Here is a 24355-nt window from a genome sequence, read left to right on the forward strand (position 1 = left end):
GTGCGGGTCGGCGTCATCGTTGCCACGCAATAAGAGCATTTTCCGCCGGCAGAAAGGCTTCTGAGTGCCAGGCGCGCACCCGTGGGGTGTAGCAATCCACGGGCCGCGTAGCAGCGACCGAGATGGAAAAGATATAGCCCTGGATGGCGCCGAAAATGGGCCCGACGGCGTTCATCGTCAGGCATTCTGCCGGGTGTTCATCGCACAAGGCGGCATAGAGTTCGACCCTTACCCACTCCGGGGCGATCTCCCCCAGATAGACCGGCACGCTGATGTACAGCCGCTCGCCGTCGTGTTTCGCATCGACCGTGCCGAAATGTATTTTGTCCCATCCCGAGGCAACCGCCTTCTGCCAGGCATGAAGCGCACGTGCGAGCCCGGCCTTATCCTTGCTACGGCACCGGAAAGCCTGAATCGCCGGTTGGTAACAACCATCCAGGTATTCGAGCAGCATGCGATTGCTGCTGAATTGCGGCCCCAATTGCGACATGCTGGCGCGCATACGCTGCACCCATCCTCGTGGAATTCCCTGCGTGTCGCGCGTGTAAAAGCTGGGTACTACTTCTTCTTCGAGCAGGCGGTACAAGCACTCGGCGTCGGCTACATCGTCGCTTGGGGCATCATCGCCTATCGCCCAACCGCAGCTGGACTGGTAAGCCTCCGCCCACCAGCCGTCCAGTTGGGACAGGTTCAGTCCGCCATTGACCAGAACCTTCATACCACTGGTGCCGCAGGCTTCCCATGGTCGGCGCGGTGTATTGATCCAGACATCGACGCCTTGCACCAAATGCTGGGCCAGTTCAATGTCGTAATCCTCCAGGAACACGACATGCCTTCGCAGATTCGGACGATGAACAAACTCCATCCATGCCTGGATCAGCTGCTTGCCCTGCTCGTCACCGGGATGGGCTTTGCCGGCGATGATCAGCTGGACCGGTCGATGCTCATCGGTTAGCAGGCGACTCAAGCGCTCCGGGTCATGTAGCAACAGATTCGGTCGCTTATAGTCGGTGAATCGCCGCGCGAAGCCGAGCGTAAGGCAATTGGGATCGAGCACCTGCGCGGCGTCTTCGACCTGCTGCGGTGACTCGCCACGCTGTCCAAGATGCCATGCCAAACGGTTACGCGTGTAATGCACCAGATCGCGGCGTTGCTCGGCGGCCATCGTCCACAAGGCCATATCATCACTATTGGAGACCGTCCCCGAGAGAGACTCCACCGTGCCGAGCCAACGCTCCTTGCCACAGGTGCTAGTCCACAGGTGATCGGACCACACTGAATCCCAGGATGGCACATGGACGCCGTTGGTAATATGCCCTACAGGTATCTCATGAAGCGGCCAGCGTGGATAAAGATCACTGAACAATCGACGGCTGACTTCACCATGCAAACGACTCACTGCATTGCACTGAGCGCACCCACGCAATGCCAGGAAAGCCATGTTGAACGGCTCATCGTCGTCCGCCGGATCACGCCGGCCCAACGCCAGAAGTTCGCGCAATGAAATGCGACAGTCCTCGAGATACTCACGCGCATACTTGTAAACGAGTGCGGGCGGAAATGAATCGAAACCCGCTGCCACTGGCGTATGCGTTGTGAATACATTACCTGCACGCGTTGCCCACCATGCCTCCCAGAAGGATGTTCCCGTCTTGTGCATAAAGCGACGGGCACGTTCCAGCACAATCAGTGCAGCATGACCTTCGTTAAGGTGGCACACGTCAACGTCGATACCCAGTGCGTCCAGTACCGCCCAGCCACCGATGCCGAGCACCACTTCCTGGAGCAAACGCATTTCCGAGCCGCCGCCGTACAACTTAGAGGTGATACCGCGATCGGCGGCACCATTGCGCAGATCGTTACTGTCCAGTAGATACAGGCGCGTACGTCCGACAATGGCCTGCCATATACGCACATACAAAGTGCGACCGGGAAGTTGCAGCACGATTTTCAGCCATGCGCCTTCATTGCCGATAGTTGGCTGAATCGGCAGGCTGGTGGCGTCGTTGTAAGGATAGGCCTCATGCTGCCTGCCTTGCGCGTCGATGTATTGCCGAAAATAGCCTTCCTGATAGAGCAAACCCACCCCAAGTATCGGAGCGCCCATGTCGCTCGCCGTCTTGAGGTAATCTCCTGCAAGCACACCGAGTCCGCCGGCGTAGAGCGGAAAGGCCTCACTCAGACCATATTCCATGCTGAAATAAGCGATCCGCGCCGAATCGCTTGCCGCTTGCCGCTGTGCATACCAGCCTGAGTCGTCGAGATAACGCCGATGCTCTGCGATGGCGTGCGCCAGTTTCTGCGAGAAATGGGCATCTCGGCAGAGTTCGTCAAGACGCTGCTGCGAAGCATTCTGCAGAATCATCCACGGATTATGGGTACGCTCCCAAAGTTCTGGGTCAATCGACTTCCACAGGTCGTCAAGTGCATGGTTCCAGGTCCAGCGCAGGTTAAGTGCGAGCTCGGTCAGTGGGGAGAGTTGCTCCGGCAACTCACGTGGCAAGAAGGCATACACGTCGACACCTCGTTGTAATCGGCAGTTCTGCGGATCTTGATCATGCGAGCCATGAGGCAACGGTTTTACGGTTTGCGATTGAGTGACAGGCGCTTTTCCACCGCCAGAACATGCCGAGTCGTGGCGAGCACTGCATCCGGATTGAGGCTTATCGAGTCAATGCCGATTTCCACCAGAAATTCAGCCATCTCGGGATAGTCAGACGGCGCCTGTCCGCAGATGCCGGAGTGGCGGCCGTTACGTTTTGCGCCCTCCACCGCCAGGCGAATCATCTGTTTCACACCCGGATCGCGTTCATCGAAATCGAAGGCGACGATTTCCGAATCGCGATCCACGCCGAGGGTCAACTGGGTCAGGTCATTGGAGCCGATGGAGAATCCGTCGAACAGTTTGGCGAAGGCGTCAATCAGGATGACGTTGTTGGGGATCTCGCACATGACGTAGACCTCCAGTCCGTTTTCTCCGCGCTTGAGGCCATGGCTGGCCATCGCTGCCAACACCTTTTCGCCCTCCTCCACTCTGCGGCAAAAAGGAATCATCAATTTGACGTTAGTCAGGCCTATCTCGTCGCGAACCCGCTTCATTGCCGCGCATTCCAGCGCAAAACCTTCGGCATAGGCACTATGGGTATAACGGGACGCGCCACGAAAACCGATCATCGGGTTGTCTTCTTCCGGCTCGAAATACTTTCCGCCCAGCAGGGTCGCGTATTCATTGCTTTTGAAGTCGCTCATGCGCACTACGCAGGGTTTTGGATACACCGCCGCAGCTATAGTGGCGACGCCTTCGGCCAAGGTCTTGACGAAAAAATCCGCAGGATCACTGTAAGCAACACTCAGGGCAGCGATCTTTTCACGTGTTGCTTCATCCACTTTTTCAGGGTGCACAAGCGCCATCGGATGCACCTTGATGTATTCATTGATAATGAATTCCATACGCGCCAGACCAATGCCATCCACCGGTAGCGAGGCAAGACTAAAGGCCTGATCAGGATTGCCCAGGTTCATCATAATCTTCGTTTCTGGATGTCCCAGCTGGCTGAGATCGGTGTGCTGAATGTCAAAATCCAGAATGCCTTCATAGACATGTCCGGTTTCGCCTTCGGCGCAGCTAATGGTGATCGGTGTGCCGGTTTCTATTTTCTCTGCCGCGTTTGCGGTTCCCACGATGGCGGGAATGCCCAGTTCACGCGACACGATGGCGGCGTGACAAGTACGGCCGCCCCTGCTCGTCACGATAGCCGCGGCGGTCTTCATGACAGGTTCCCAGTCGGGTGCCGTGTTCTCTGAGACCAGCACCTCGCCCGGTTGAAACTCACTCAGATGCTTGGCATCGTTGATGACACGCGCCTTGCCGGCGCCAATTCGGGTACCGACCGCCCGACCCTTGAGCAGCACTGTCGATCTTTGCTTGAGATGGTAAATCTCAAGCACGCTACCGTTCTTTTGCGACTCCACCGTTTCCGGTCGCGCCTGCACCATGTATAAGCGGCCATCGATCCCGTCTTTGGCCCATTCCATATCCATGGGCTTGTAAAAACCGGCTTTGCCCGAATAGTGGTTTTCAACCTTGATGGCATAGTCGGCCAACACCATCACATCAGCATCGGAGATGCAGAAGCGGGTTCGTTCTTCGAGGGGCGTGTCAATATTCTTGGTGTATTCCACCGCGATATTGCCGGTATTGAGCTCGCCGGCAAAAATCATCTTCTTTGCTTTGCTACCCAGGCTGCGCTTCAAGACAGCACGATAACCCTGGAGAAAGCAGGGTTTGTGCACATAGAAGCTGTCCGGGTCTATCGTGCCCTGCACGACATTCTCGCCGAGTCCCAGCGCGGCATTGATGAAGACGACATCCCTGAAGCCTGTTTCCGTGTCCAGCGAAAACATCACGCCACTGGCCCCGATATCGCTACGCACCATCTTCATGACCACGACGGCGAGATAGACCTTGTAGTAATCAAAGCCATTGTCGTATTTGTAATGGATGGAGCGGTCGGTAAAGTTGGACGCCAGGCAACGTTTGTAGGCATCGAGCAGATCATCGTCACGGGCGATATTGAGATAGGTGTCGTTCTGCCCGGCAAATGAGGCTTGTGGCGAATCCTCAGCGGTCGCCGAGGAACGCACCGCCAATGAAATGTTTTCGCCGTATTCCTGTTTGAGTTGGGCATAACTTTGCAAAATCGCCGTCTTCAGATCTTCCGGCAATGAACAGCCATATACGATCGCCCTGGCCTTTTCACCACGCGCCTGCAAATCCTTGATGTTGTCGGGGTCGAGTCCGTCCAGTGCCGCATGCAGAGGCTGCCAGGCGCTATTGTGATCAAGCACATAACGATACGCTTCAACGGTGATGGCAAAACCGTTGGGGACGCATACCCCCTCGGTCGTGAGGTTCTGGTACATCTCGCCCAGCGAGGCGTTCTTGCCCCCGACCAGCGATACATCGTTGATACCCAGCTCTTTGAACCAGCGGATATGTGAATACATCACGATGTTTCTCCATTTGATTGGGGGGCGGCCCTCTTTCGTTTGAGGGCTGCGCTTCCCCCGCGCCAGCGCTCAACAACGCCAAATAGAACTTGATACAGGCTTTATGGCTTGATGCTGTCTGCGGGTGTTGATCTAGATCAATGAGCGCCCTTTGAGCAGCAACACCCGTCCGGGTCGCCACGTCCGACCATCCCCCCTCAAAGGGAAACGCGCTACAGTTTCCTTGCCGTTACCAACCCCAGGACCGCCGTCGACTTGCTCCAGGCCGCGAGGCGTTGGATCGACAAGCAGTATCGCCAGCACAAAGGCCTCGCCGCCCGCGAAGGCCTGTAACACGGGTAAACCTGCCATGAACGACACAGATACCGGTGAAGTGATCCTGGTCCTCAATGCGGGGTCGTCGAGCATCAAGTTTGCCCTGTTCGACGCGACCTGCAGCCCTTTGGCTCGCACACCATTGTGGCGCGCAAAGGTCGACGGCATCACGGGGCCAAACTCGGTGGTCAGCGAAAACGACGGCGACGATCAGCCACTGCCCCTTGATGACAAGCACCCTTATCACGATGCCCTTGGGTATATTCGTGAGCGGCTGCACACTCGACTGGTAGGCCGTTCGATCATGGCCATCGCCCACCGCGTCGTGCATGGAGGGATTAAATACTCCAAACCGGTATTGATCGACACGCAGGTACTGGCCGACCTTAAAAGCTACATCCCGCTAGCCCCTCTGCATCAGCCCTTTGCGCTGGAGGCCATCGAAACACTGCTGCAAACCCGCCCCGACCTGCCACACGTGGTGTGTTTCGATACCGCCTTCCACCAGACCCTGCCAGACGTGGAGAAAATCCTGCCGCTGCCTTGGTCGGCCTGGGAAAGCGGCTTGCGTCGTTACGGGTTTCACGGGCTTTCCTATCGCTACCAATCCATTGCGCTGGCCGAGCGCTATGGCGATCAGGCGCGTGGCCGGACACTGGTCGCGCACCTGGGCAGCGGTGCCAGCCTGTGTGGCATGCGGGACTTGAAAAGCGTCGCCACCACCATGGGTTTCTCAGCGCTGGACGGTTTGATGATGGGCTCGCGCTGCGGGGCGCTGGACCCTGGCGCCGTGATTTTCCTGATGGAAACCTGGAAGCTTAGCCTCGAGCGGGTCAGCCATATTCTGTATCACGAGTCTGGCCTTCTGGGCGTTTCCGGGATTTCCAGCGACCCTCGCGAATTGCTCAAAGTCGAAGCCACTGAGCCTCGCGCGGCCATGGCCCTTGCGCTGTACCTGCGCCGCTTCATCCACGAAGCCGGTGCCTTGGTCGCGGCACTGGGTGGTCTGGACATGCTGGTGTTCACGGCTGGTATTGGCGAACACAACGCGGCGATTCGCTCTCGTATGTGCGCTGGCCTGCAGTATCTGGGCGTCGAACTGGACGAAACGGCGAACCAGGCCAATGCCCCAGTGATCTCGACCCCGGCCAGCCGAGTCAAGGTGGTGGTCGAGCCCACCAACGAAGAATGGGTCACGGCGCTCGACGCCCTCCGCCTGACCGAGCCAGTCAACCGGCAACGGTAACCGAGCATCTCGCTGCCAAAAAGCCTGAAGCCATGCAAGCGGTAGGGCCAATCCAAGGCGAGTGAATCCCCTGACTGCCCTGCCCCTGGCCGGGAAACCGGGAAGGTTTTTTTGTCCGGGGATAGGACTAGCCCTGTCTACGCGCAACGTTTTACCGTGTCGATTTTCATGATGTTCACCCAATCGAACAGTCAGTCAGCGCCTACTGCGGGTCTGTTGGGTCCTGGTCGCCGTCCATTTGCGGTTTTGGCATGTGCATTGGCATGTGCATCGGCATTTGCATTGGCATCTGCGCGCCGCCATAGCCAGCATGCCTGCGATGCATCACTGCCCAGAACAGGTCGAATATGGTTTTCTGTTCAGTTTCCAGAGCGTCATAAAACGTTTTGGTCCGCGCCTGAGCAGCATCCAGACGCACCAATTTCGCCTGCATCCAGTTGGTGTGTGCGCGCAGCCGCTCTATCCCTTTTGCCATTCTTTCCGGCGTCGTTGCATCAATCAGCGCTTGCTTCGATTTCGCCATCTCGTCGTGCCGGGTCTTGTGCATTTCCAGTTGCTGATTGGCATCCGTGATGACCCCGGTAGCCCATGTCTCCCAGGCAGGCATTTGCTCTGGCTTGAGATTGAGCTTGGCTTTCAGATCATCCAGGGTCTGCTGCGTATGTTTGACCCAATCGACGTCCTGGGAATGATGGGACATGCCACCTTGCGGTGACATGGGTGGGTTGGCGAAGACGCCGGTGGATGGCAACAGGAAAACGCTCGCTGCTATCAACATGTATTGGCCGATCAAGCTTGATTTGTTCATTTCAGTTCTTCTCAACACCATGGTGGGAATGGTTCGAGATTAGGAGCCGGACAGGTGGACAATCTGATCCACATCAGAAAACAGCCAGACAAACGAGGCTGCGGCTAGACGGTCGATAGTGGCAGCCACCGTGCACAATGACGACGCTGCCGACGTGGACGGTAGAGTGTTTTGCGATCAGCCAATCCAGCGAATCTCCGGCGCCTTGTGCAAGATGGGTCCAGGCGCAGATTTCGGGTGGCCAACGATAATGGGGGCCACTGGCGTCCACTCGGCCGGCAGGCCCAGGGCATGCTTGCCATCCGGCGTATTGAGATAGCTCTGCGCAAAACCGATCCAGCAGGTGGCAAGGCCTTCTGCATACGCGGCGAGCATCAGGTTCTCGGCAGCCAGTGCACAGTCTTCGACGATCCAGGGACTCGGCGCGTTTCCCGAAATCAGGATGAGTGCAGGCGCGTGATAGAAGATCTGAAAGTTTTCATCATTGAGCAACGTATGGAAGTGCTCGGAATGGAAGCCTGCCGGCATCGTCTTGAGCATGTACGCTTTCGCTTCACGGGAGATCCGGTCCAGCAGTGCCTGGTCGCGAATCACCGTGAAGGCCCACGGTTGTTGGTTCATTGCGCTGGGCGCCTGGGCAGCTGCACTGATCAAGCGCCGCAGGACGTTCTCATCAACGGCTTGCTTCGTGTATTCACGCGCAGAGCGCCGGCCGGAGATTGCCTTGTCAATGTTCATGAGTGCCTACCTGATAAAGGGCCACTCATAAGGTCGTCCACCCGCATGGACTTGCTGTTGATTTAGATCAAATCAAGGCGGAACCGCTACACCGGAGGCAGCGCAAGCATTCAACGCCCCGCAGCCACTGCTCGGCACCCTCATCCCTTTTGCCCCAGGTAGGTGATGAGTTTGTCCAGGGTGTCCACGGTTTGGTAATCGCTTTCAGGAATTGCAATTCCCAGACTCCGATTCAGAGCCTCAATGAAACGAAGCCAATCCATGGAATCCAGATCAACCTCTTCGCGCAGCGACCGATCAGATCGCAACTGCTCGATTTCAAGTTCCGGGGCAATGCCTTTCAAGGCTTTCAATACTTCTTCGCGGATCATTTGCGGGTTCATATGTCCTCTCCTCAAAGCGCCTCTGGCGTCTGCAGCAAGCGACGGACTTCGCCGAGAAAACGTGCGCCGTAATGACCGTCGCTGACTCGATGATCGGCGGACAAACTGCAAATGACGGTCGGCATGACACACAACTGGCCCTCTTTAACCCAGGGCCGCTCACTGATACGACCGAAACCGACCAAGGCCACCTGGGGTGGGTAGATCACCCCGAATACGCTGTCTACACCCTGGTCGCCGAGTTGCGTGACCGTCATCCCGGCGCCTCCCAGCTCGGAGCTGCGCAGGGAACCGCTTCGGGCGCGCTCGACCAGGCTGGCCAGTTCACTCATTAAATGAGTCAGGGAGGCGTCTGCCACATGATGCAGCACCGGGGCGACCAGGCCACCCTGGCGCAGGGTGATTGCCACCCCAAGGTCGGTATCGAGTGCGGGCTTGAAGGCGTTATCCAGCCAGAAACCATTGAGCTGCGGATAGTCGTGCAAGGCCAGCGCCACCGCTTTGAGCAGCAAGACACCGGGCAGCAGGCGCTCTTGAATTGTGCTTTGCGCATTGTGTGCCTGCAGCCAGGCCATGGCGTTATCCAGGGCGATGGTTTCGCTGAGGTAGTAATGGGGAATCTCGCGTTTTGAACGAGTCATGGCCGCCGCAATGGCGTGCCGCATGGCCTGGTCGGGGTCCGGCGGATGCGCCACATGAGCGGCAGCCTCGATGTCCTCCAGGGTAACGACTCCATGTGGACCATGGCCTTTCATATCAGCGGTGCTGACGCCTAGCTCGGCAGCACGCTTGCGCGCCGCGGGAGATATCCGCGGGCGTCTGCCGGACGATGCCTGCTCTTCGATCAGCAGCGGCGCCGCGGTCGTTGTTCGTCGCGCACTGTGCGGATCTTCGCCCGGTTCCAACAACCAGGCGATGGTGGTACCGACCGGGACTTTGGCGCCGATATCGATCAGCAGTTGCGACACTGTGCCCTCATGCCAGCACTCGACATCGATGGCGGCCTTGGCGGTATCGACGACGGCAATCACCTGGCCCGGCTTGACCACATCGCCCGGATGGACTTTCCATTCCAGCAACGTGCCTTCATCCATATCAGCCCCCAGAGAGGGCAATTTGAATTCGATCATCGTTGACCCTCCCGGGGCGATACTCGAAGACACCACGTCATCGCGCTCACCCTGATGTCCCCTGGCACAGCTCATGAGCAGCCGCGACGATCGTCGACACTTGTGGCAGGGCCGCCTCTTCCAGATGCCGGGGATAAGGTATCGGCACTTCGGCGCTGCACACCCGTGCCGGCGGTGCATCCAGCTCGAAAAAGCCTTGTTCTATGATCCGCGTAATGATCTCGGCGGATAGACTGCCGCTGCGCCACCCCTCATCAACCACCAGGGCCCGACGGGTCTTGCAGACAGAAGCCATCAAAGTCTTGTCATCCAGAGGGCGCAGGACCCGCAGGTCGATGACTTCGCAATCAATGCCCTCCCCGGCCAGTACCTGCGCAGCGTCCAAGGTCTTGCCGAGTGTGCCGCCATAAGTGATCAGGGTCAGGTCCTTGCCGGTTCGGCGTACCTTGGCGGAGCTGATGTCCACCGTCTCCCACTCGCCCGCATCCCCCTCCAGGTTGTAGAGCTGGGCGTGTTCGAATATTAGCACCGGGTCCGGATCCAGCAGCGCTGGCCAGAGCATGCCGCGCGCATCTTCGATGGTCGCCGGCGCCAGGATTTTCAGCCCGGGAATATGGGCGTACCAGCCTTCCAGGCTGTGCGAGTGTTGCGCCGCAAGCTGGCGTCCGGCGCCTGTCGCCATGCGCACAACCAAGGGCACGGAGAACTGTCCACCGGACATGTGCCTCAAGGCAGCAGCCGTATTCATCAACGGATCGAGGGCGAGCAGACTGAAGTTCACGGTCATGATTTCGACAATCGGTCGCATGCCCCCCAAAGCCGCCCCTATTCCAGCGCCCACGAAACCCAGCTCGGACAATGGCGCGTCTCTGATGCGCTCGGGGCCGAACGCCTCAAGCAACCCCAGGGACACGGCATAACTGCCACCGTAGCGACCGACGTCTTCGCCCATCAGAAATACCCGCGGGTCCCGCTGCAGCGCCTCACGTATTGCCTCGCGCAGCGCTTCGCGATAGCTCATACGAATGCTCATGGCGCCGCCCTTGGGGTGTAGACATCGCGGGACAGATCCTCGAGCGGCTCCAGGCTACCGCTTTCGGCATAGGTAACGGCGGCTTCTACTTCAGCGTCCACCTGGGCCTGGATCGCCAGAAATCCGGGCTCGTCTAATAGGCCCTCGGCCTTGAGCTGTGCACTGAACGTATGGATCGGCCCATGGGTCTTCCATTGCTCCACCTCGTCCTTGTCACGATACAGCTGTGGGTCGAACATCGAGTGGGCACGAAACCGATAGGTGCGGAACTCCAGAAAAAAAGGCCCACGCCCCGCACGGATGTGTTCAACCGCATCACGAGCGGCTTCGTAGACCGCGATCACGTCCATGCCATCGACAGACCGGCTATCGACTTTGTAGGCCGAGGCTTTCGCACACAGGTCCGTTTGCGACTGCGAACGGTCCAGGGCAGTCCCCATCGCATAGAGGTTGTTTTCGCAGCAAAACAGCATCGGCAGCTGCCACAATGCGGCCAGGTTGATGGACTCATGGAAGGCCCCTTCCGCCATCGCGCCTTCACCAAAGAAACAGGCTGAGAGACGCGATCCACCTTGCATGCGTTCAGCGAGCGCCAGGCCGACCGTCAGGGGCAAGCCTCCCGCCACGATGGCATTGCCGCCGAAGAATCGTGCCGTGGCATCAAACAGGTGCATTGAGCCGCCGCGCCCTCGCGAGCATCCTTCCTGGCGCCCATACATCTCGGCCATGATCGCCTTCATGGCGACGCCCTTGATCAGGGCGTGGCCATGTTCGCGATACGTCGCAACCACCGCATCGTTGGCTGCCAGTGCATGCAGAACGCCGACAGCTACCGCTTCTTCGCCGATGTACAGGTGCAGAAAGCCACGAATCTTGCCCTCCCCATACAACTCGCCAGCCCGCTCCTCAAGACGACGGATGCGCACCATGTCCCGCAGCAGGTCGAGAGCAATGTCCTGGGACCGCGATGGGAGGCTCATGACGGGCTCTCCATGCTGGACGTATCGCCTTCAGGCAACCCCAGTTCCCGGGCCTTGAGCAGACGCCGCATGAGTTTTCCGCTACGGGTGTGCGGAAGCACTTCCACAAATTCCAGTTCCTTGGGCGCAACGACCGCCCCGAGGCGCTTGCGTCCGTGACCGAGCAACTCGTCGTGCAAGGCCTGGCTGGCAGTGAAACCACGCTTGAGTGAAACAAAGGCCTTCACGGTTTCGCCCAACAGCGGATCGGGCTTGCCAATCACTGCGGCCTCGGCCACGGCCGGGTGTTCCATGAGAGAGCTTTCAACCTCGAACGGACCGATCAGGTGACCCGCCGACTTGATGACATCGTCACTGCGACCAATGAACCAGTAGTAACCGTCGGCATCGCGACGCACGAGATCGCCGCTCAGGTACCACTCACCGACAAAGCAGTGACGGTAACGCTCCTCCTGCCCCAGGTAGGCACGGAACATGGCAGGCCATGGCTGTTTCAAGGCAAGGTCACCGACCTCGTTGTCACCCAGAAACACCAGACCGCCCTCTTCTCCTCGAACGACGATGGCCGCCTCGACACCCGGCAAAGGCTTACCCATGGAGCCTGGCTTGATGGGCATGGCGAGCGTGTTGGCAATCATGATGCCGCCGGTTTCGGTCTGCCACCAATTGTCGTGGATCGGCAGCCCAAGCACCTCTTTGCCCCACCAGACCGCCTCGGGATTGAGCGGCTCGCCGACACTGGCAATAAACCGCAGACTCGGAAAATGATGGCCGCGCGCCAAGGCTTCGCCTGCTTTCATCAACAGGCGAATGGCCGTCGGGGCGGTATACCAGACTGTCACCTGTTGCTTCTCAAGTATCCGGTACCAACGCTCGGCATCGAATTCATTGCCCTCGACCACACTGGTGACGCCCAGCAACAACGGGGCAAAGATCCCATAGGAAGTGCCGGTCACCCAACCCGGATCGGCGCTGCACCAATAGACATCATCGGGGTGCAAGTCCAAGGCGTATTTTCCGGTGACGCGGTGGGTCAGCGCCGCGCCATGGACATGCAACACGCCTTTTGGGGTGCCCGTCGTGCCGCTGGTGAAGTGTAAAAGTGCCGGGCTGTCGGCGGTCGTATTGGCAACGGCGAAGGCTTCATCTGCCTGCGCCAGCAGTTGATGCAGATTGAGCGTCCCCTCGATCTGCGCCGTATCGCCGCCGTTTTCGTCATACAGCAGCACCTGTTTGAGTGCCGGCAAACGCTCGCGTATGGCCGCGACCTTGCGCCGGTAGAGGGGTTCGCTGGTCAGCAACACACTGGCTTCGCCAAGACGCATACGGGTTTCGATGGGTTCGGGACCGAACGCACAGAACAAGGGAGACACCACGCAACCGAGTTTCAGGCCACCGAGCACGCCCAGATAAAGTTCCAGCCCCCGGCCACAGAGTACAAATAATCGTTCGCCGGGCATCACGCCCAGTTTTTTCAATACATTGGCAAATCGGTTGGTCAGGAGGCTCAGTTGGGCGTAGCTGATGTCGCGACTACCTCCATTGCGGTCAAGAATGCGCAGTGCCGTATGCCGTCGATGCGCACCCTGCGCATGCCGATCCACGGCCTCATACGCAAGGTTCAAACCGCCGCCCGGCAAACCGGCCAGAGCACTGGCTTCCACCTGCCAGGAAAAGGCCTCGCGAGCTTTCACACTATCGAGCCAATTTGGCGCTAGCGGCAAGTTGGCCAGGGTTTTCTTAATGATCGCTGGATGCATGATTGCCCCCCCTTGAGTCGTCGGTCCGTCCCTAGACCGCCAGGACGCTGCAGGGCACCTGATACAGAATATGTTCTGTCGTGCTGCCCAGTAGTTTCTCCATCCCGTGGTACTGGACTCTGCCCAACACAATCACATCCACGTCGTGCTTGTTGGCAAACTCGCTCAGCGCCGAGACAGGATGTCCCAGAATGAAATGCCGCCGGTTAGCAGGCACACCGTACCGACCGGCGAATTTCAGGAACGATTTTTCCAGCTCTTTGCGCAGCCCCTGGGTCAGCTCCGACAGTTTTAAGCTCCCGCCCAATTCCTCCAGGCAATCTTCCCTAATGTCACAGGCAAACAGCAGGTGCAACTCGGCATCACACTGTATGGCGAGGCTGGAGGCCTGTTGGATAATGCGGTCATTGAGTTCGCTGTTCTCAGGCCCACCCGCCGCCGCATCAACCGCCGCCACAATCTTGCGCGGCAGCGCATGGTGAGTCCCGCCTACCAGATAAACCGGTACCGGACAGTGGCGCAGCAAGTGCCAGTCCAGCGGGGTGAAAAACGTGCGCTTGAGCGCTGATTCTTGCTGGATTTCCTTGATCAAAAGGTCGGGCTGCAATTCCTTGACGTGATCCAGGATGTCTTGCTCCATGTCATCAGCCCAAGCCACCTCGGTGGTCACCACGACCCCGCTGCCACGCAGATGTCTGGCCTGATCGCTCAGCCAATCACGATGGTCCTGCAGGTAGCGTTCCCGCGCCTTTTCCCGGTCGCCTTCTTCGAGCAGCGACAACAGGTTCAACGCCGGGATCAACGCCGCAATATGCAAACGTGCACCGCTGGCCCTGGCGAGCGCTGCGGCATGGTCGATTGCCGGAGAATGGCGCAGGGCCAGGTGGATGATGAGTAACAAATGTTGATACTGGCTCATGGTCTGACTCCAGGCAGAGCGCTTCAACGCTTGCCGCTGATCCTCGTAGGGCTCAGCCATTGCGTCCACGCAGGACCAAGCACCAACGTTGATTCAGGTTGCTCCGCTGCAATGTGCCTGACGTTGATAAATATCAAATACCGGCGTGAGGCCCGTGAGACACGCAGCCTTTCATTCCAGCGTACTTGATCAATATCAATCGGAGCGGGCCTTCGCTTCTTCACACTGCCGAAAAGTCCGCAGACGGCGTGGTGGCGAGAATGAACACCCTGCAAGACGAGGTCATTGCCTTTCTCTCCAGGCCGTCCAGCTACGGCACGTCAAACCAGCCAGTGGAGCGTATCGAGACCCATGGTTCGGTGATTTTTCTGCACGCCGACCGCGCCTACAAACTCAAACGCGCCGTGGCGTTTGCCGAGCTGGATTTCTTAAGCCTGGAAAGCCGCAAAAACGCCTGTGAGGCAGAGCTACTGTTGAATCGACGGACAGCGCCGACGCTGTACTTGAGCCTGTGTCCGATCAATCGCCAGACCAATGGCCAACTGGCACTCAATGGTTGCAGCCCCGTGGTTGACTGGCTCGTGGTGATGCGTCGTTTCGCTCAGGATCGGCTGTTTGACCGCATGGCCGTTGAAGGACGCCTGACTGAACCGATGCTGGAACAGTTGGGGGCGGAGATCGCCCGCTTTCATGCCAGTGCACAAATCAACCCTTCTTTCGGTCGCATTTTGGACCTGTATGAAGAAATCGAGAAAAATCATCGGGAAATGTCTCGCTACTCGCCTCTCCTCGATTTCGCGACAGTCACCGCGATTGCTCACACCTCCCGGACCCAGCTGGAGTCGTTGACCGGCTGCCTCGAAGGTCGCCGCCGTGAGGGCCGCGTTCGACGCTGCCATGGTGATATGCGCTTGGCCAATATCTGCCTGCTCGACGGCCAGCCCACACTCTTCGATGGTATCGAGTTCAGTGAGCGGCTTGCCTGCATCGATGTGCTCTACGACCTGGCTTTTGTGCTGATGGACCTGCAACACCATGGCCTGAACAGGCTGGGAGCACGGCTGTTGTCCAGCTACCTCAACCACAGTGATGCGCAGGAAGACTGCAAACCCTTGGCGTTTTTCCTTTCTTTGCGGGCTGCCACGCGCTCCTTCTCCCTCGCGGGGGCAGCGCTACGTCATGCCGATCCGGCCAAGCGATACGAAAAAAAACAACAAGCTGTCCAATTGATGCACCAGGCCCTGAGTTATTTGCACGGCGAAAACCCGATCCTCAATCACCTGACGATGACCGAGGCAGCCTCCTACACATGAGCTTTGTCCGCTACGGGATTTTCATTCAGGGAAAGACGGCTGGGCAGGTGATTCCTTTTCCGGAATATCAGTCATGGTCGCCTCGGTCAGCAGCAAGATACTGGCGACTGAAACGGCATTTTCGAGGGCAATACGCACCACCTTGGTCGGGTCGATGATGCCGGCTTCGTACATGTCGACATAGCAATTGGCGGACGCATCGAAGCCAATGTTCCCAGGTTCGGCGAGCATGCGCGCAATCACGACGCCGGCATCCACTGCCGAATTTTCAGCGATGAGTCTGGCCGGAGCTTCCAGCGCCCGGCGAAGAATCTGCAAGCCGGTCCTGGCATCGCCTTCATAACGGGCCTCTTCGGCCGCGAGAATCGGGACGGCCTTGAGCAACGCAAGACCACCCCCCGGCACAATGCCTTCGGCGATCGCTGCCCGGGTCGCTGAGATGGCATCATCCAGCGCATCCTTGCGCGCCTTCATTTCGGCTTCGGAAGGCGCCCCGACCCGGATCACCGCAACACCGCCAGACAGCCTCGCCAGTCGTTCCTGAAGCTTTTCACGGTCGTAATCGCTGGTGGTACTGTCTATTTGCGTTCGAATCTGCTGCAAACGTGCCTCGATGGCCTCGCGTGTGCCCGCGCCCCCTATCAGCGCCGTGCTGTCTTTTTGCACCACGACTCGATGTGCACGTCCCAACTGGTTCAGTTCCACCTGTTCCAGGGTGACACCCAGTTCGTTGGAAACCACCGTTGCCCCCGTCAGAACGGCCATGTCCTGCAGCATTTCCTTGCGCCGATCACCAAAGCCAGGAGCTTTGATCGCCACCGCTCGAAGAACACCGCGTATCTGGTTGACGACCAGCGTGGTCAATGCCTCACCTTCAATATCGTCAGCGATCAAAACCAGTGGTTGCCCGCTTTTAGCCACGAGCTCAAGCAAGGGCAGCAAGTCTTTGAGTGCACCGATCTTATGGTCACAGAGCAGCAGGCAGGCGTCATCGAGTTCGACCTGCATCTTCTCGGCATCAGTGACGAAATAGGGTGAAACAAAGCCTCGGTCAAACCGCATTCCTTCCATGACCTCGACCACTGTTTCGGTGGTCTTGGACTCCTCGACACTGACAACGCCTTCAACGCCGACCTTTTCCAGGGCGTCTGCCACCAACTGACCGATGACGGCATCGTTATGCGCCGACAGCGTGGCGACCTGGGCCTTTTCCTTGAGCGTGCTGACCGGTCGCGATTGAGCGGCGAGGGATTCGACGACCAACAACAGTCCGCGATCCAGGCCACGCTTGAGGTCGATCGCACTGGCACCCGCGACGACGTTGCGGATGCCATCGGCCAGGATTGCATGGGCGAGCACCGTTGACGTACTGGTCCCGTCCCCGACCGCATCGCCTGTGCGTTCGGCCGCCTGACGCAGCATTTGCGCGCCCAGGTTTTCCTCGGGGTCGAGCAGATCAATGCGTTTGGCGATCGTCACGCCATCATTGCAGACCGTGGGATTGCCCCATTTATTCTGGATCAGTACCGATTTTGATTTCGGGCCCAGCGTCACCCGTACGGCGTCCGCCAACTGTGTGGCGCCACTCAGGATTTTCTCGCGAGCTGCAGCACGAAACATGATTTTAGTGTGAGCCATCAGGATGCTCTCCCGGCCGGTTTTACAACAAGTGCGTTTTTGCAGCGTCTATGAACTGGCTCGTGTGACGTTGACTTTTATCAACAAAATCCCAACGCCATCGAGCCCTCCCTGTGTTTCAAAGGTGACCGGCTGTCAGCTGCCGCCCCTGAATTGACAAAGATCAATTCGCGCAGCAAGAAACCGGGACCAAATGGAGGTGTGAAAACCAAGGTGTGTTCAGCGGGCTGAAGAGGAAGGAACGGTTTTTCAGTCACGGTTATAGATGGAGTTTTTCCATCTCATGTGCGAGGAGGAAACCATGGACAAGTTTCAGCAAAGTCAGAAAAGCAAGCTGTTCAAAACATCCACCCACGATCCCTACAAGTTGCCGCGGGTTGAAGGTTCAGCCATCTGCACGCAATGCGACGCGGTCTATCAAGCCGGTAACTGGACCTGGAAACACCCCGAAAACACGATCATTCCTGGGGCGCAAGCAGTGACCTGCCCGGCGTGCCGACGCATCGATGACAACATGCCAGCGGGTACGGTTACGCTATCGGGCAGCTTCTTGCTCAAGCATCGAAATGAAATCATCCACCTGATCGAAAACACTGAAAAAAAGGAAAAGGTCGATCATGCCCTCGAGCGCATCATCAACCTGGCCGATTCTGGGGATGACCTGATCGTGACCACGACCGGCATCCATCTCGCGAATCGCCTGGGCCATGCTCTGGAAGCCGCGTACAAAGGGAACGCTGATTACCAGTATGGCGATGATGAGTATGGCCTGAGCGTCAAGTGGAGACGTGACGAATAAAGCCGGGCGCAGTGGAACGAGCCCGTGGGCCCATGCCTTCCCCATCGTGACGAAAAGGTCGGCAAACACCTGGCTCAAGCATGACGACGATGGGATGTGTGATGGCGTTTGGAGCGCTGACGACGGTAGAAAATGCGCTTCACACATTCAGCTGAAACCAGGTACACCACGCTGATTGCCAACACCACAGCGATGATGTGGAATGGCAAAGGCACCAAGCCGAACCAAGGGGCTACCGGACTGTACGGTAGCCCGATTGCGAGCAGGCCGATGCACAACGCACTGATCATCAGCAGTTTCGCCGGGCGGCTTTGGTAAAACGGCCTGTACGTCCGCACGATGAAGATCGTCAGCAGTTGAGTCAACAGTGACTCAACGAACCAACCGCTGCGGAACACTTCGGGAACCCTCTCTGCGAGCAGGTAAAGGGCTACAAACGTCAGCATGTCGAACAGCGAGCTCACCAGCCCGAAAACCACCATGAAGTTGCGGATTTCGGTGATATTCCAGCGATGAGGGGTGCTTTCCCATTCGCGATCAACGTTGTCGTTGGCAATCCCCATGGAAGGAATGTCAGACAATAGATTGTTGAGCAATATTTGCTTGGCCAGCAGTGGCAGGAAGGGTAACGCCAGAGAAGCCAGGGCCATGCTGATCATATTGCCGAAGTTGGCACTGGACACGATTGAAATGTATTTGAGGGTGTTGGCAAAGGTATGCCGACCCTCTTCGATGCCTTCGCGCAAGACGTCCAAATTGTGCTCCAGCAACACGAAGTCTGCCGCCTGCTTTGCCACGTCGGCGGCGTTGTCTACCGAGATCCCGATATCGGCCACTTGCAGGGCCGGGGCATCGTTGATGCCATCCCCCATGTACCCGACCACATGCCCGGTCTTCTGCAACGCCCGGATGATGCGCTCTTTCTGGTTGGGGTCGACCTCGGCGAACAGGGTCGTCAGTGGGGCCAGGTGCATCAGCGCTTCGTCTTTCATCGTCGAGAGCTCGGCGCCGGTGATGATTCGCTCCACAGGCAGGCCCACCGCCTGGCCTACATGGCGCGCGACCAGATAGCTGTCGCCGCTGATGATTTTCACTTGCACCCCGAGCTTGTCGAGAGTGGCGATAGTGTCCTTGACCCCGGGTTCCGGTGGATCGAAGAACAACAGAAAACCACGAAAGATCATGTCCCTTTCTTCACTGCGGCCATAGTGCGGTTGATCCGGCAGCACGCGACTGGCAAGGCCCAGGACTCGAAACCCCTGCTCGCTCCAGTCTGCGAAACGCTGGACAATTGCCGCTCGCTCCGTGTCATTGAGTGCGAATACCTGGTCGCCTCGTCGCAGTTGAGTGCAGACCTCCAGCACATTATCCAGCGCCCCTTTGGTGACCATCAGCGTGTCGGCCTCAGGCGCATTGCCCACCACCACGCTCAGGCGCTTGCGCACAAAGTCATACGGGACTTCATCGCGCTTGATGACCTGCGGACAAGGGCTCAGGCTTTTGCCCGCCAGGGTAATGGCGTCGTCCATCGCGTTGCGCATACCGGTCTGCAAGCTCGCATTGAGCACCGCCAACTGCAGTATCTGCGAGTCGGCGGTGCCATCGACGTCCATTGCACCGTCCAGCACCACGACACCCCGGGTCAGCGTGCCCGTCTTGTCAGTGCACAGAATGTCCATCGCGCCCAGGTTCTCGATGGCGTTGAGGTGCCGAACGATGACCCCTTTGGCCGCCATGCGCTGAGCACCTTTTGCCAGCGTGATACTGAGGATCGCGGGCAGTAATTCGGGTGACATCCCGATAGACAATGCAATGGCGAACAACAGGGTATCGAGGGTCGGACGGTGCAGCAGAATATTGATGCCGAACACCACGATCGTGATCACCAGCATCACCCGCAGCAGCAAGCCACCGAAATGCCGCAAACCGCGCTCAAATTCGGTTTCGGGAGGCCGTAGCGACAAGGTCCTGGCGATGTGGCCGATTTCGCTTTCATCGGCATAGCGCGTGACGAGCACTTCGGCCGTGCCGCTGCGCACCGAGGTGCCCATGAACACGCAGTTATGGCGCTGTCCCAGGGCAGCGTCGGCTGCGCATTCCCCGGGCAGTTTCTCCACCGGAAAGGTTTCGCCGGTCAGCAGGCTTTCACTGACAAAGCAATCGAGGGCCTGCAGCAGGCGGCCGTCAGCGGCGATGAGGCTGCCCGCGCTGAGCAGCATGACGTCACCGGGCACCACTTCTGCGGCGGCCACCTCAACGATCCGGCCGTCTCGGCGTACCGTAGCCCGCAAAGCGATTTTGTTGCGTAACTGTTCCACTGCCGTGCTGGCGCGATTTTCATACCAGGCGCTGAGTACCGCGCTGATCAGGACAATGCACCAGACGATCGCTGCATCTAGCCAGTCTCCTACCGCCAAAGCGACCAATGCGCCTGCAACCAGAATCAGAACCAGCGGCGTGCGCATTTGCTCAAGCACCAACCTGGCCAATCCCTGAGGCCGATCCTTGGCCTGCGTTCGTGCACTGCGCATTCGGGATTTGGCTTGTGCACTGCTTAACCCTGTTTCGGCGCTGTGCAACGTGCCGAGCAACTGGCTGACCGCAAGGCTCCAATAATCGGCATCAGCATACTCCGCGTTTTTTTTTGCCGGCGGATGCCATTCGCGATGCGCCAGCCAAAGGCCTGGCAACATCGGTAACCAGAACGTCAGGCCGCGAAACAGCAACGTGGCGGACAGCGCCACCGCAATGTTCACCCCGACCCAGTGCAACGTCACGACGGCCGCGGCTTCAAAAGCCCCCAGGCCTCCCGGCACAATGCCGATACTGCGCAATACGCTGGCGAGCATGAAACCGGCAAACAGCCCCAATGGCGGCGCCGAAACACCCAGTGCGCGGACCAGCACCCACAATGTCGCGCTGTCCAGCATGATAATCGCCAACTTCAGCAGCGTGATGCGCCAGAGCAAGGTGCGGCTGCGTACTAACTGCCGATCAGCCCCGGTGAGAAACGAAACGCCTTTGGCGACAATCGAAAAACGCTGTCCCGGCACATGGGACGCCAGGTTCGTATTGCCCGCCAGTTTTGGCGTGATGACCGCCAACATCAGGCTTGCCGCCACAAATACTGAACACAGGGTCATGACGGCGGCAGTTGCATGTCCCTGAAACATCACCACCGGCAACGCCACGCCGACTGACAATCCATAGGCCAGGAAGTACCCGGACAAATCCAGCACCAGACACGCCAGGACAACCGGCTTTTCGAACCCGAGTCTTGCGAAGGATGCGACGACCGCGAAGGCCCCACTGATGCCGGAGGACGGCAGTGCTTGATCGACAAACAGCTTCATCACGCTGAGTTTGCCCGCGTCCCAAAGCGAAAGGTGTTGCGCTCTTGCTTTGAGCACCACGCGAAAAACCTGTCCCTGTGCCAGATATGTGAGCGCTTGCAGCCCAAGGGCTCCCACGAGCCACAGCGGCTCTGCCTCCATCAGCAATTGCGTGAACGATTCGAGATCAGTGAAATGCAGCGCGACGCCAACGACCATCGCACAGATCGCCGCACCCAGCAGCCACGCCCCCCACAGTGCAGTGCGATTGTAATGCTGGCCTTCAACAACTGGCGGGGGAGTGAAATCCGGGATGGGCGGTTTAACGGGCATGCCATACCCCTGAGCTGTTCAGCAGACAACTGGATTCTGGTCCGGCAGTGGTGGTTTTGTTTGATTCAAGTCAAGCACACCCGCTTTCCCACGAGCACGATGATGAAAACCGCTTTGACCTTCCTCTGCCTGCCACGTTGCCCCCATCAAATTCAGGCTGGACGAGGACCGACCCAACCAGGCCTGTATAGGAGCGAGCATGCACTTCTTAGCCCTGGCGGTGGACTTTGACGGAACCATTGCCGAAAACGGTAGCGTTCCACCAGAGGTCTGTGCCTCGCTCACAACCCTTAAAAACAGCGGTCGCAAGTTATTGCTGATTACAGGCCGGGAATTGCAAGCGCTCAAGCATCATTTTCCACACCTGGAACTGTTTGACATGGTGGTCGCAGAAAACGGCGCGCTCTTGTACGACCCGCTCACAGACACCGAGGAGCTCATCGCAGATCCGGCTTCGACGGAGTTGGTTAGCCGCCTGCGCGACCATGGCGTCGCGCCGTTGTCGATCGGCCGGTCGGTCATCGCCACATGGCACCCGTTCGAGAACACGGTGAGCAACAGCATTCGCGAGCTCGGCCTTGAACTGCAGATGACCTTCAACAAGGATGCGATCATGGTCTTGCCCTCGTGTGTGAACAAGGCGTCGGGCCTGAGTGCCGCTTTGCGAAGACTCGGCATTTGCGAGCTGAACGTGGTGGGCGTAGGCGATGCAGAAAACGACCACTCCTTTCTATCGATCTGTGGCTGCGCCGCCGCTGTGAGCAATGCCATCGAGTCTATAAAGTCCAGCGCTGACCTGTGCCTCAGCCAAGATCATGGTCGAGGGGTTTGTGAATTGGTGGGCATGCTGCTGGAAAAAGACGCCAGGCTGGTTCCCGTCGCGCGCACCGGGATCCAGCTGGGCCGGACCACCAATGCGCGGGAGGTATGGCTTCCTCCAGAATCGGTGATGCTGGTCGTTGGAAATTCGGGTTCTGGCAAATCCAGCTACATCACCTGGCTGACAGAACGGATGGTCGAGGCTCACCAGGGATTTTGCATCATTGATCCCGAGGGGGATTATCTGACCCTGGACGATGCGGTAACGGTGGGTGGCCTGACCGTCCCACCGACGACAGAGGAGTCGGTCCATCACCTTTTACAGGCGCAGCTCAATGTGGTGGTGAGCGCCCTAGCTCTGGATCTGGCAGCACGTGTGCAACTGTTCGGCGAGCTACTGCCCTTTATCCAGCATCTTCGCAGTGCTTCGGGCCGGCCCTACTGGTTGATCGTGGACGAAGCTCATTACATGCTCCCCCACTGTGCCGATTGGCCGCCCGGTTTTCTCGGAAACATCGGTGCAATCATCGTCGCCCCCGACTTCGATCAAGTCTGCCCGGCCCTGCTTGAGGGGGTAGACGTGCTGGTGACACTCGGCAGTACGGCCAGGGAACTGGCCGAACAGTTCGCCAAACGCATGCAGCGCAGCAGCCCCGAGTTTCCAGAACGTTTGCCAGGCCTCGAACATGCCTGTATCTGGAACCTTCGCGAAGGCGATGAGGTGTTCCTGCTCGATCAGGTGCAGCCCAATCAAAAGCACCATCGGCACAGCGGCAAGTACGTCGCCGGGGATGTCGGCGCATGGCATTCATTCCACTTTCCTACGCTTGGCCAAAGTGCCTCGAACCTGACGGAGTTTTTGTCCTCGTCATCGCAACTTGCGGACCTCACCCTTCGCGAACACATGGATGCCGGGGATTTTTCCAATTGGTTCCGCAAGGTGATCCGGGACGATGTGCTTGCCAACAAGACACACCTTATTGAAACAGACAGGACCCTGGCCCCCAAGAATGCGCTGGAACAGATCACGCGACTTGTGCAATCGCGCTATCACCTCTAGGAAATCACGGCTGAACTGCCCGGAGTTCAAGCCCAACGGCATCGGAACGCGATGAATTTCACCCCGCGGGACGTATTTTTCCCCGCATCGGCAGCCCCGCAGCACTGGCGGTCACTCAGATGCTGTCGCGACCGTTTTGCTGCGGAGATACCAATGGATGAGCGAGGCATCATCACGTGCTGCAATGGCACCTTCGTCGAGGGGCCGTTTCGATGTCCTGCCGGGAAGTTAACTCCGAGCCGTGCTGTCACTTCAAAGATCCACACTTTCCTTTTCGGACGTATGACCGCCCCTTTTGGAATGACTCATTAACCTTTCTCATATTGCAGCCGATGCCCCTACGTTAGGGCATAGGAGCAATACAGATGAGAAACAACCAACCAGTTACACAGCGCGAGGTCACCCTTGGGCCTCAACAAAAACTCATCTCGGCAACGGATGCGCGGGGCGTCATCACGTACTGCAATGACGCCTTCGTCGAAATCAGCGGTTTCAACAAGTCCGACCTGATCGGCGCGCCTCAAAACATCGTTCGTCACCCCGACGTTCCTTCGGCCGTCTTTGCCCATATGTGGGGCGCGCTCAAGCTTGGCAAGCCGTGGATGGGCATCGTCAAGAACCGCTCGAAAAACGGCGACCACTACTGGGTCAACGCCTACGTCACGCCGATTTTCGAGGGGCGTGAGGTTGTGGGCTACGAGTCGGTCAGGGTCAAGCCGACGGCCGAGCAGATCCGTCG

Annotated in this window: 16 protein-coding genes and 1 pseudogene; 5 read left to right on the forward strand and 12 right to left on the reverse strand. The window is 58.3% G+C overall.

Going from position 1 to position 24355, the window contains the following annotated elements:
- Window positions 1–13: 13 nt before the first annotated feature.
- Both glgP and ppsA read right to left on the reverse strand, forming a co-directional pair.
- A complete protein-coding gene (gene glgP, locus ACM6IQ_RS20955) occupies window positions 14–2515 on the reverse strand; it encodes an alpha-glucan family phosphorylase (protein WP_414879718.1) in 2502 nt (833 codons plus the stop codon).
- Window positions 2516–2580: 65 nt separating this feature from the next.
- Window positions 2581–5007: a phosphoenolpyruvate synthase gene (gene ppsA / locus ACM6IQ_RS20960; protein WP_414879862.1), complete on the reverse strand. Its 2427-nt coding sequence runs from the start codon at window positions 5005–5007 to the stop codon at window positions 2581–2583.
- A 352-nt stretch (window positions 5008–5359) separates the two neighbouring features.
- Here ppsA and ACM6IQ_RS20965 point away from each other — a divergent pair, with 352 nt between their 5' ends.
- Complete coding sequence (locus tag ACM6IQ_RS20965) at window positions 5360–6571, forward strand: acetate/propionate family kinase (RefSeq protein ID WP_414879719.1); 1212 nt, start codon at window positions 5360–5362, stop codon at window positions 6569–6571.
- Between the two features lie 202 nt (window positions 6572–6773).
- Here the strand turns inward: ACM6IQ_RS20965 and ACM6IQ_RS20970 are convergent, their stop codons facing one another.
- The 8 genes from ACM6IQ_RS20970 to ACM6IQ_RS21005 form a co-directional block, all read right to left on the reverse strand.
- Window positions 6774–7379, reverse strand: coding sequence for a Spy/CpxP family protein refolding chaperone (locus ACM6IQ_RS20970; RefSeq protein WP_414879720.1), 606 nt, complete (start codon window positions 7377–7379; stop codon window positions 6774–6776).
- Window positions 7380–7556: 177 nt separating this feature from the next.
- On the reverse strand, window positions 7557–8117 hold the full coding sequence (locus ACM6IQ_RS20975) for a nitroreductase family protein (RefSeq protein ID WP_414879721.1): 561 nt from the start codon (window positions 8115–8117) through the stop codon (window positions 7557–7559).
- 140 nt (window positions 8118–8257) lie between these two features.
- On the reverse strand, window positions 8258–8500 hold the full coding sequence (locus tag ACM6IQ_RS20980) for an acyl carrier protein (RefSeq protein ID WP_017338543.1): 243 nt from the start codon (window positions 8498–8500) through the stop codon (window positions 8258–8260).
- A gap of 11 nt (window positions 8501–8511) precedes the next feature.
- Window positions 8512–9630: a dihydrolipoamide acetyltransferase family protein gene (locus tag ACM6IQ_RS20985; protein ID WP_414879722.1), complete on the reverse strand. Its 1119-nt coding sequence runs from the start codon at window positions 9628–9630 to the stop codon at window positions 8512–8514.
- 46 nt (window positions 9631–9676) lie between these two features.
- The gene (locus tag ACM6IQ_RS20990) at window positions 9677–10663 is read right to left on the reverse strand and encodes an alpha-ketoacid dehydrogenase subunit beta (protein ID WP_414879723.1); all 987 of its coding nucleotides are present in this window, start codon (window positions 10661–10663) and stop codon (window positions 9677–9679) included.
- The gene (gene pdhA / locus ACM6IQ_RS20995; protein WP_414879724.1) at window positions 10660–11643 is read right to left on the reverse strand and encodes a pyruvate dehydrogenase (acetyl-transferring) E1 component subunit alpha; all 984 of its coding nucleotides are present in this window, start codon (window positions 11641–11643) and stop codon (window positions 10660–10662) included. The genes ACM6IQ_RS20990 and pdhA overlap by 4 nt, the downstream gene beginning before the upstream one ends.
- Window positions 11640–13403, reverse strand: coding sequence for an acetate--CoA ligase (gene acsA / locus ACM6IQ_RS21000; protein ID WP_414879725.1), 1764 nt, complete (start codon window positions 13401–13403; stop codon window positions 11640–11642). The genes pdhA and acsA overlap by 4 nt, the downstream gene beginning before the upstream one ends.
- A 31-nt stretch (window positions 13404–13434) precedes the next feature.
- Window positions 13435–14322: a universal stress protein gene (locus ACM6IQ_RS21005; RefSeq protein WP_414879726.1), complete on the reverse strand. Its 888-nt coding sequence runs from the start codon at window positions 14320–14322 to the stop codon at window positions 13435–13437.
- A gap of 260 nt (window positions 14323–14582) precedes the next feature.
- On the opposite strand from ACM6IQ_RS21005, the gene ACM6IQ_RS21010 reads away from it, so the two are divergent.
- Entirely contained in the window at window positions 14583–15635 is a 1053-nt protein-coding gene (locus tag ACM6IQ_RS21010; RefSeq protein WP_414879727.1) for a phosphotransferase, read from the forward strand.
- A 21-nt stretch (window positions 15636–15656) separates the two neighbouring features.
- Here ACM6IQ_RS21010 and groL read toward each other — a convergent pair whose 3' ends face one another.
- On the reverse strand, window positions 15657–17273 hold the full coding sequence (gene groL, locus ACM6IQ_RS21015; RefSeq protein ID WP_017338536.1) for a chaperonin GroEL: 1617 nt from the start codon (window positions 17271–17273) through the stop codon (window positions 15657–15659).
- 301 nt (window positions 17274–17574) lie between these two features.
- On the opposite strand from groL, the gene ACM6IQ_RS21020 reads away from it, so the two are divergent.
- Window positions 17575–18072, forward strand: coding sequence for a BCAM0308 family protein (locus tag ACM6IQ_RS21020; RefSeq protein ID WP_031318860.1), 498 nt, complete (start codon window positions 17575–17577; stop codon window positions 18070–18072).
- Between the two features lie 74 nt (window positions 18073–18146).
- Here ACM6IQ_RS21020 and mgtA read toward each other — a convergent pair whose 3' ends face one another.
- Window positions 18147–21737 carry a magnesium-translocating P-type ATPase gene (mgtA, locus tag ACM6IQ_RS21025; RefSeq protein WP_414879728.1) on the reverse strand — a complete coding sequence of 1197 codons (3591 nt, stop codon included), beginning with the start codon at window positions 21735–21737 and terminating at the stop codon, window positions 18147–18149.
- 199 nt (window positions 21738–21936) lie between these two features.
- Between mgtA and ACM6IQ_RS21030 the strand changes: the two genes are divergently transcribed.
- Together ACM6IQ_RS21030 and ACM6IQ_RS21035 are read left to right on the forward strand one after the other, a co-directional pair.
- Entirely contained in the window at window positions 21937–23616 is a 1680-nt protein-coding gene (locus ACM6IQ_RS21030) for an HAD-IIB family hydrolase (RefSeq protein WP_414879729.1), read from the forward strand.
- A 365-nt stretch (window positions 23617–23981) separates the two neighbouring features.
- Window positions 23982–24248 (forward strand): annotated as a pseudogene (locus ACM6IQ_RS21035) (PAS domain-containing protein); the annotation flags it as partial.
- Window positions 24249–24355: the final 107 nt, after the last annotated feature.

It is taken from the genome of Pseudomonas sp. IT-P100 (assembly GCF_949767185.1).
In the GTDB taxonomy this organism is placed as follows: domain Bacteria; phylum Pseudomonadota; class Gammaproteobacteria; order Pseudomonadales; family Pseudomonadaceae; genus Aquipseudomonas; species Aquipseudomonas fluorescens_B.

Excerpts from the sequence above, each read along its gene's own strand:
- groL (WP_017338536.1), bottom strand. The coding sequence starts at position 17,273 with ATGGCTCACACTAAAATCATGTTTCGTGCTGCAGCTCGCGAGAAAATC.
- ACM6IQ_RS20990 (WP_414879723.1), bottom strand. The coding sequence starts at position 10,663 with ATGAGCATTCGTATGAGCTATCGCGAAGCGCTGCGCGAGGCAATACGT.
- acsA (WP_414879725.1), bottom strand. The coding sequence starts at position 13,403 with ATGCATCCAGCGATCATTAAGAAAACCCTGGCCAACTTGCCGCTAGCG.
- mgtA (WP_414879728.1), bottom strand. The coding sequence starts at position 21,737 with ATGCCCGTTAAACCGCCCATCCCGGATTTCACTCCCCCGCCAGTTGTT.
- ACM6IQ_RS20970 (WP_414879720.1), bottom strand. The coding sequence starts at position 7,379 with ATGAACAAATCAAGCTTGATCGGCCAATACATGTTGATAGCAGCGAGC.
- ACM6IQ_RS20980 (WP_017338543.1), bottom strand. The coding sequence starts at position 8,500 with ATGAACCCGCAAATGATCCGCGAAGAAGTATTGAAAGCCTTGAAAGGC.
- ACM6IQ_RS21030 (WP_414879729.1), top strand. The coding sequence starts at position 21,937 with ATGCACTTCTTAGCCCTGGCGGTGGACTTTGACGGAACCATTGCCGAA.
- ACM6IQ_RS21020 (WP_031318860.1), top strand. The coding sequence starts at position 17,575 with ATGGACAAGTTTCAGCAAAGTCAGAAAAGCAAGCTGTTCAAAACATCC.
- ACM6IQ_RS21005 (WP_414879726.1), bottom strand. The coding sequence starts at position 14,322 with ATGAGCCAGTATCAACATTTGTTACTCATCATCCACCTGGCCCTGCGC.
- pdhA (WP_414879724.1), bottom strand. The coding sequence starts at position 11,643 with ATGAGCCTCCCATCGCGGTCCCAGGACATTGCTCTCGACCTGCTGCGG.
- ACM6IQ_RS20965 (WP_414879719.1), top strand. The coding sequence starts at position 5,360 with ATGAACGACACAGATACCGGTGAAGTGATCCTGGTCCTCAATGCGGGG.
- ACM6IQ_RS21010 (WP_414879727.1), top strand. The coding sequence starts at position 14,583 with ATGAACACCCTGCAAGACGAGGTCATTGCCTTTCTCTCCAGGCCGTCC.
- ppsA (WP_414879862.1), bottom strand. The coding sequence starts at position 5,007 with ATGTATTCACATATCCGCTGGTTCAAAGAGCTGGGTATCAACGATGTA.
- ACM6IQ_RS20985 (WP_414879722.1), bottom strand. The coding sequence starts at position 9,630 with ATGATCGAATTCAAATTGCCCTCTCTGGGGGCTGATATGGATGAAGGC.
- ACM6IQ_RS20975 (WP_414879721.1), bottom strand. The coding sequence starts at position 8,117 with ATGAACATTGACAAGGCAATCTCCGGCCGGCGCTCTGCGCGTGAATAC.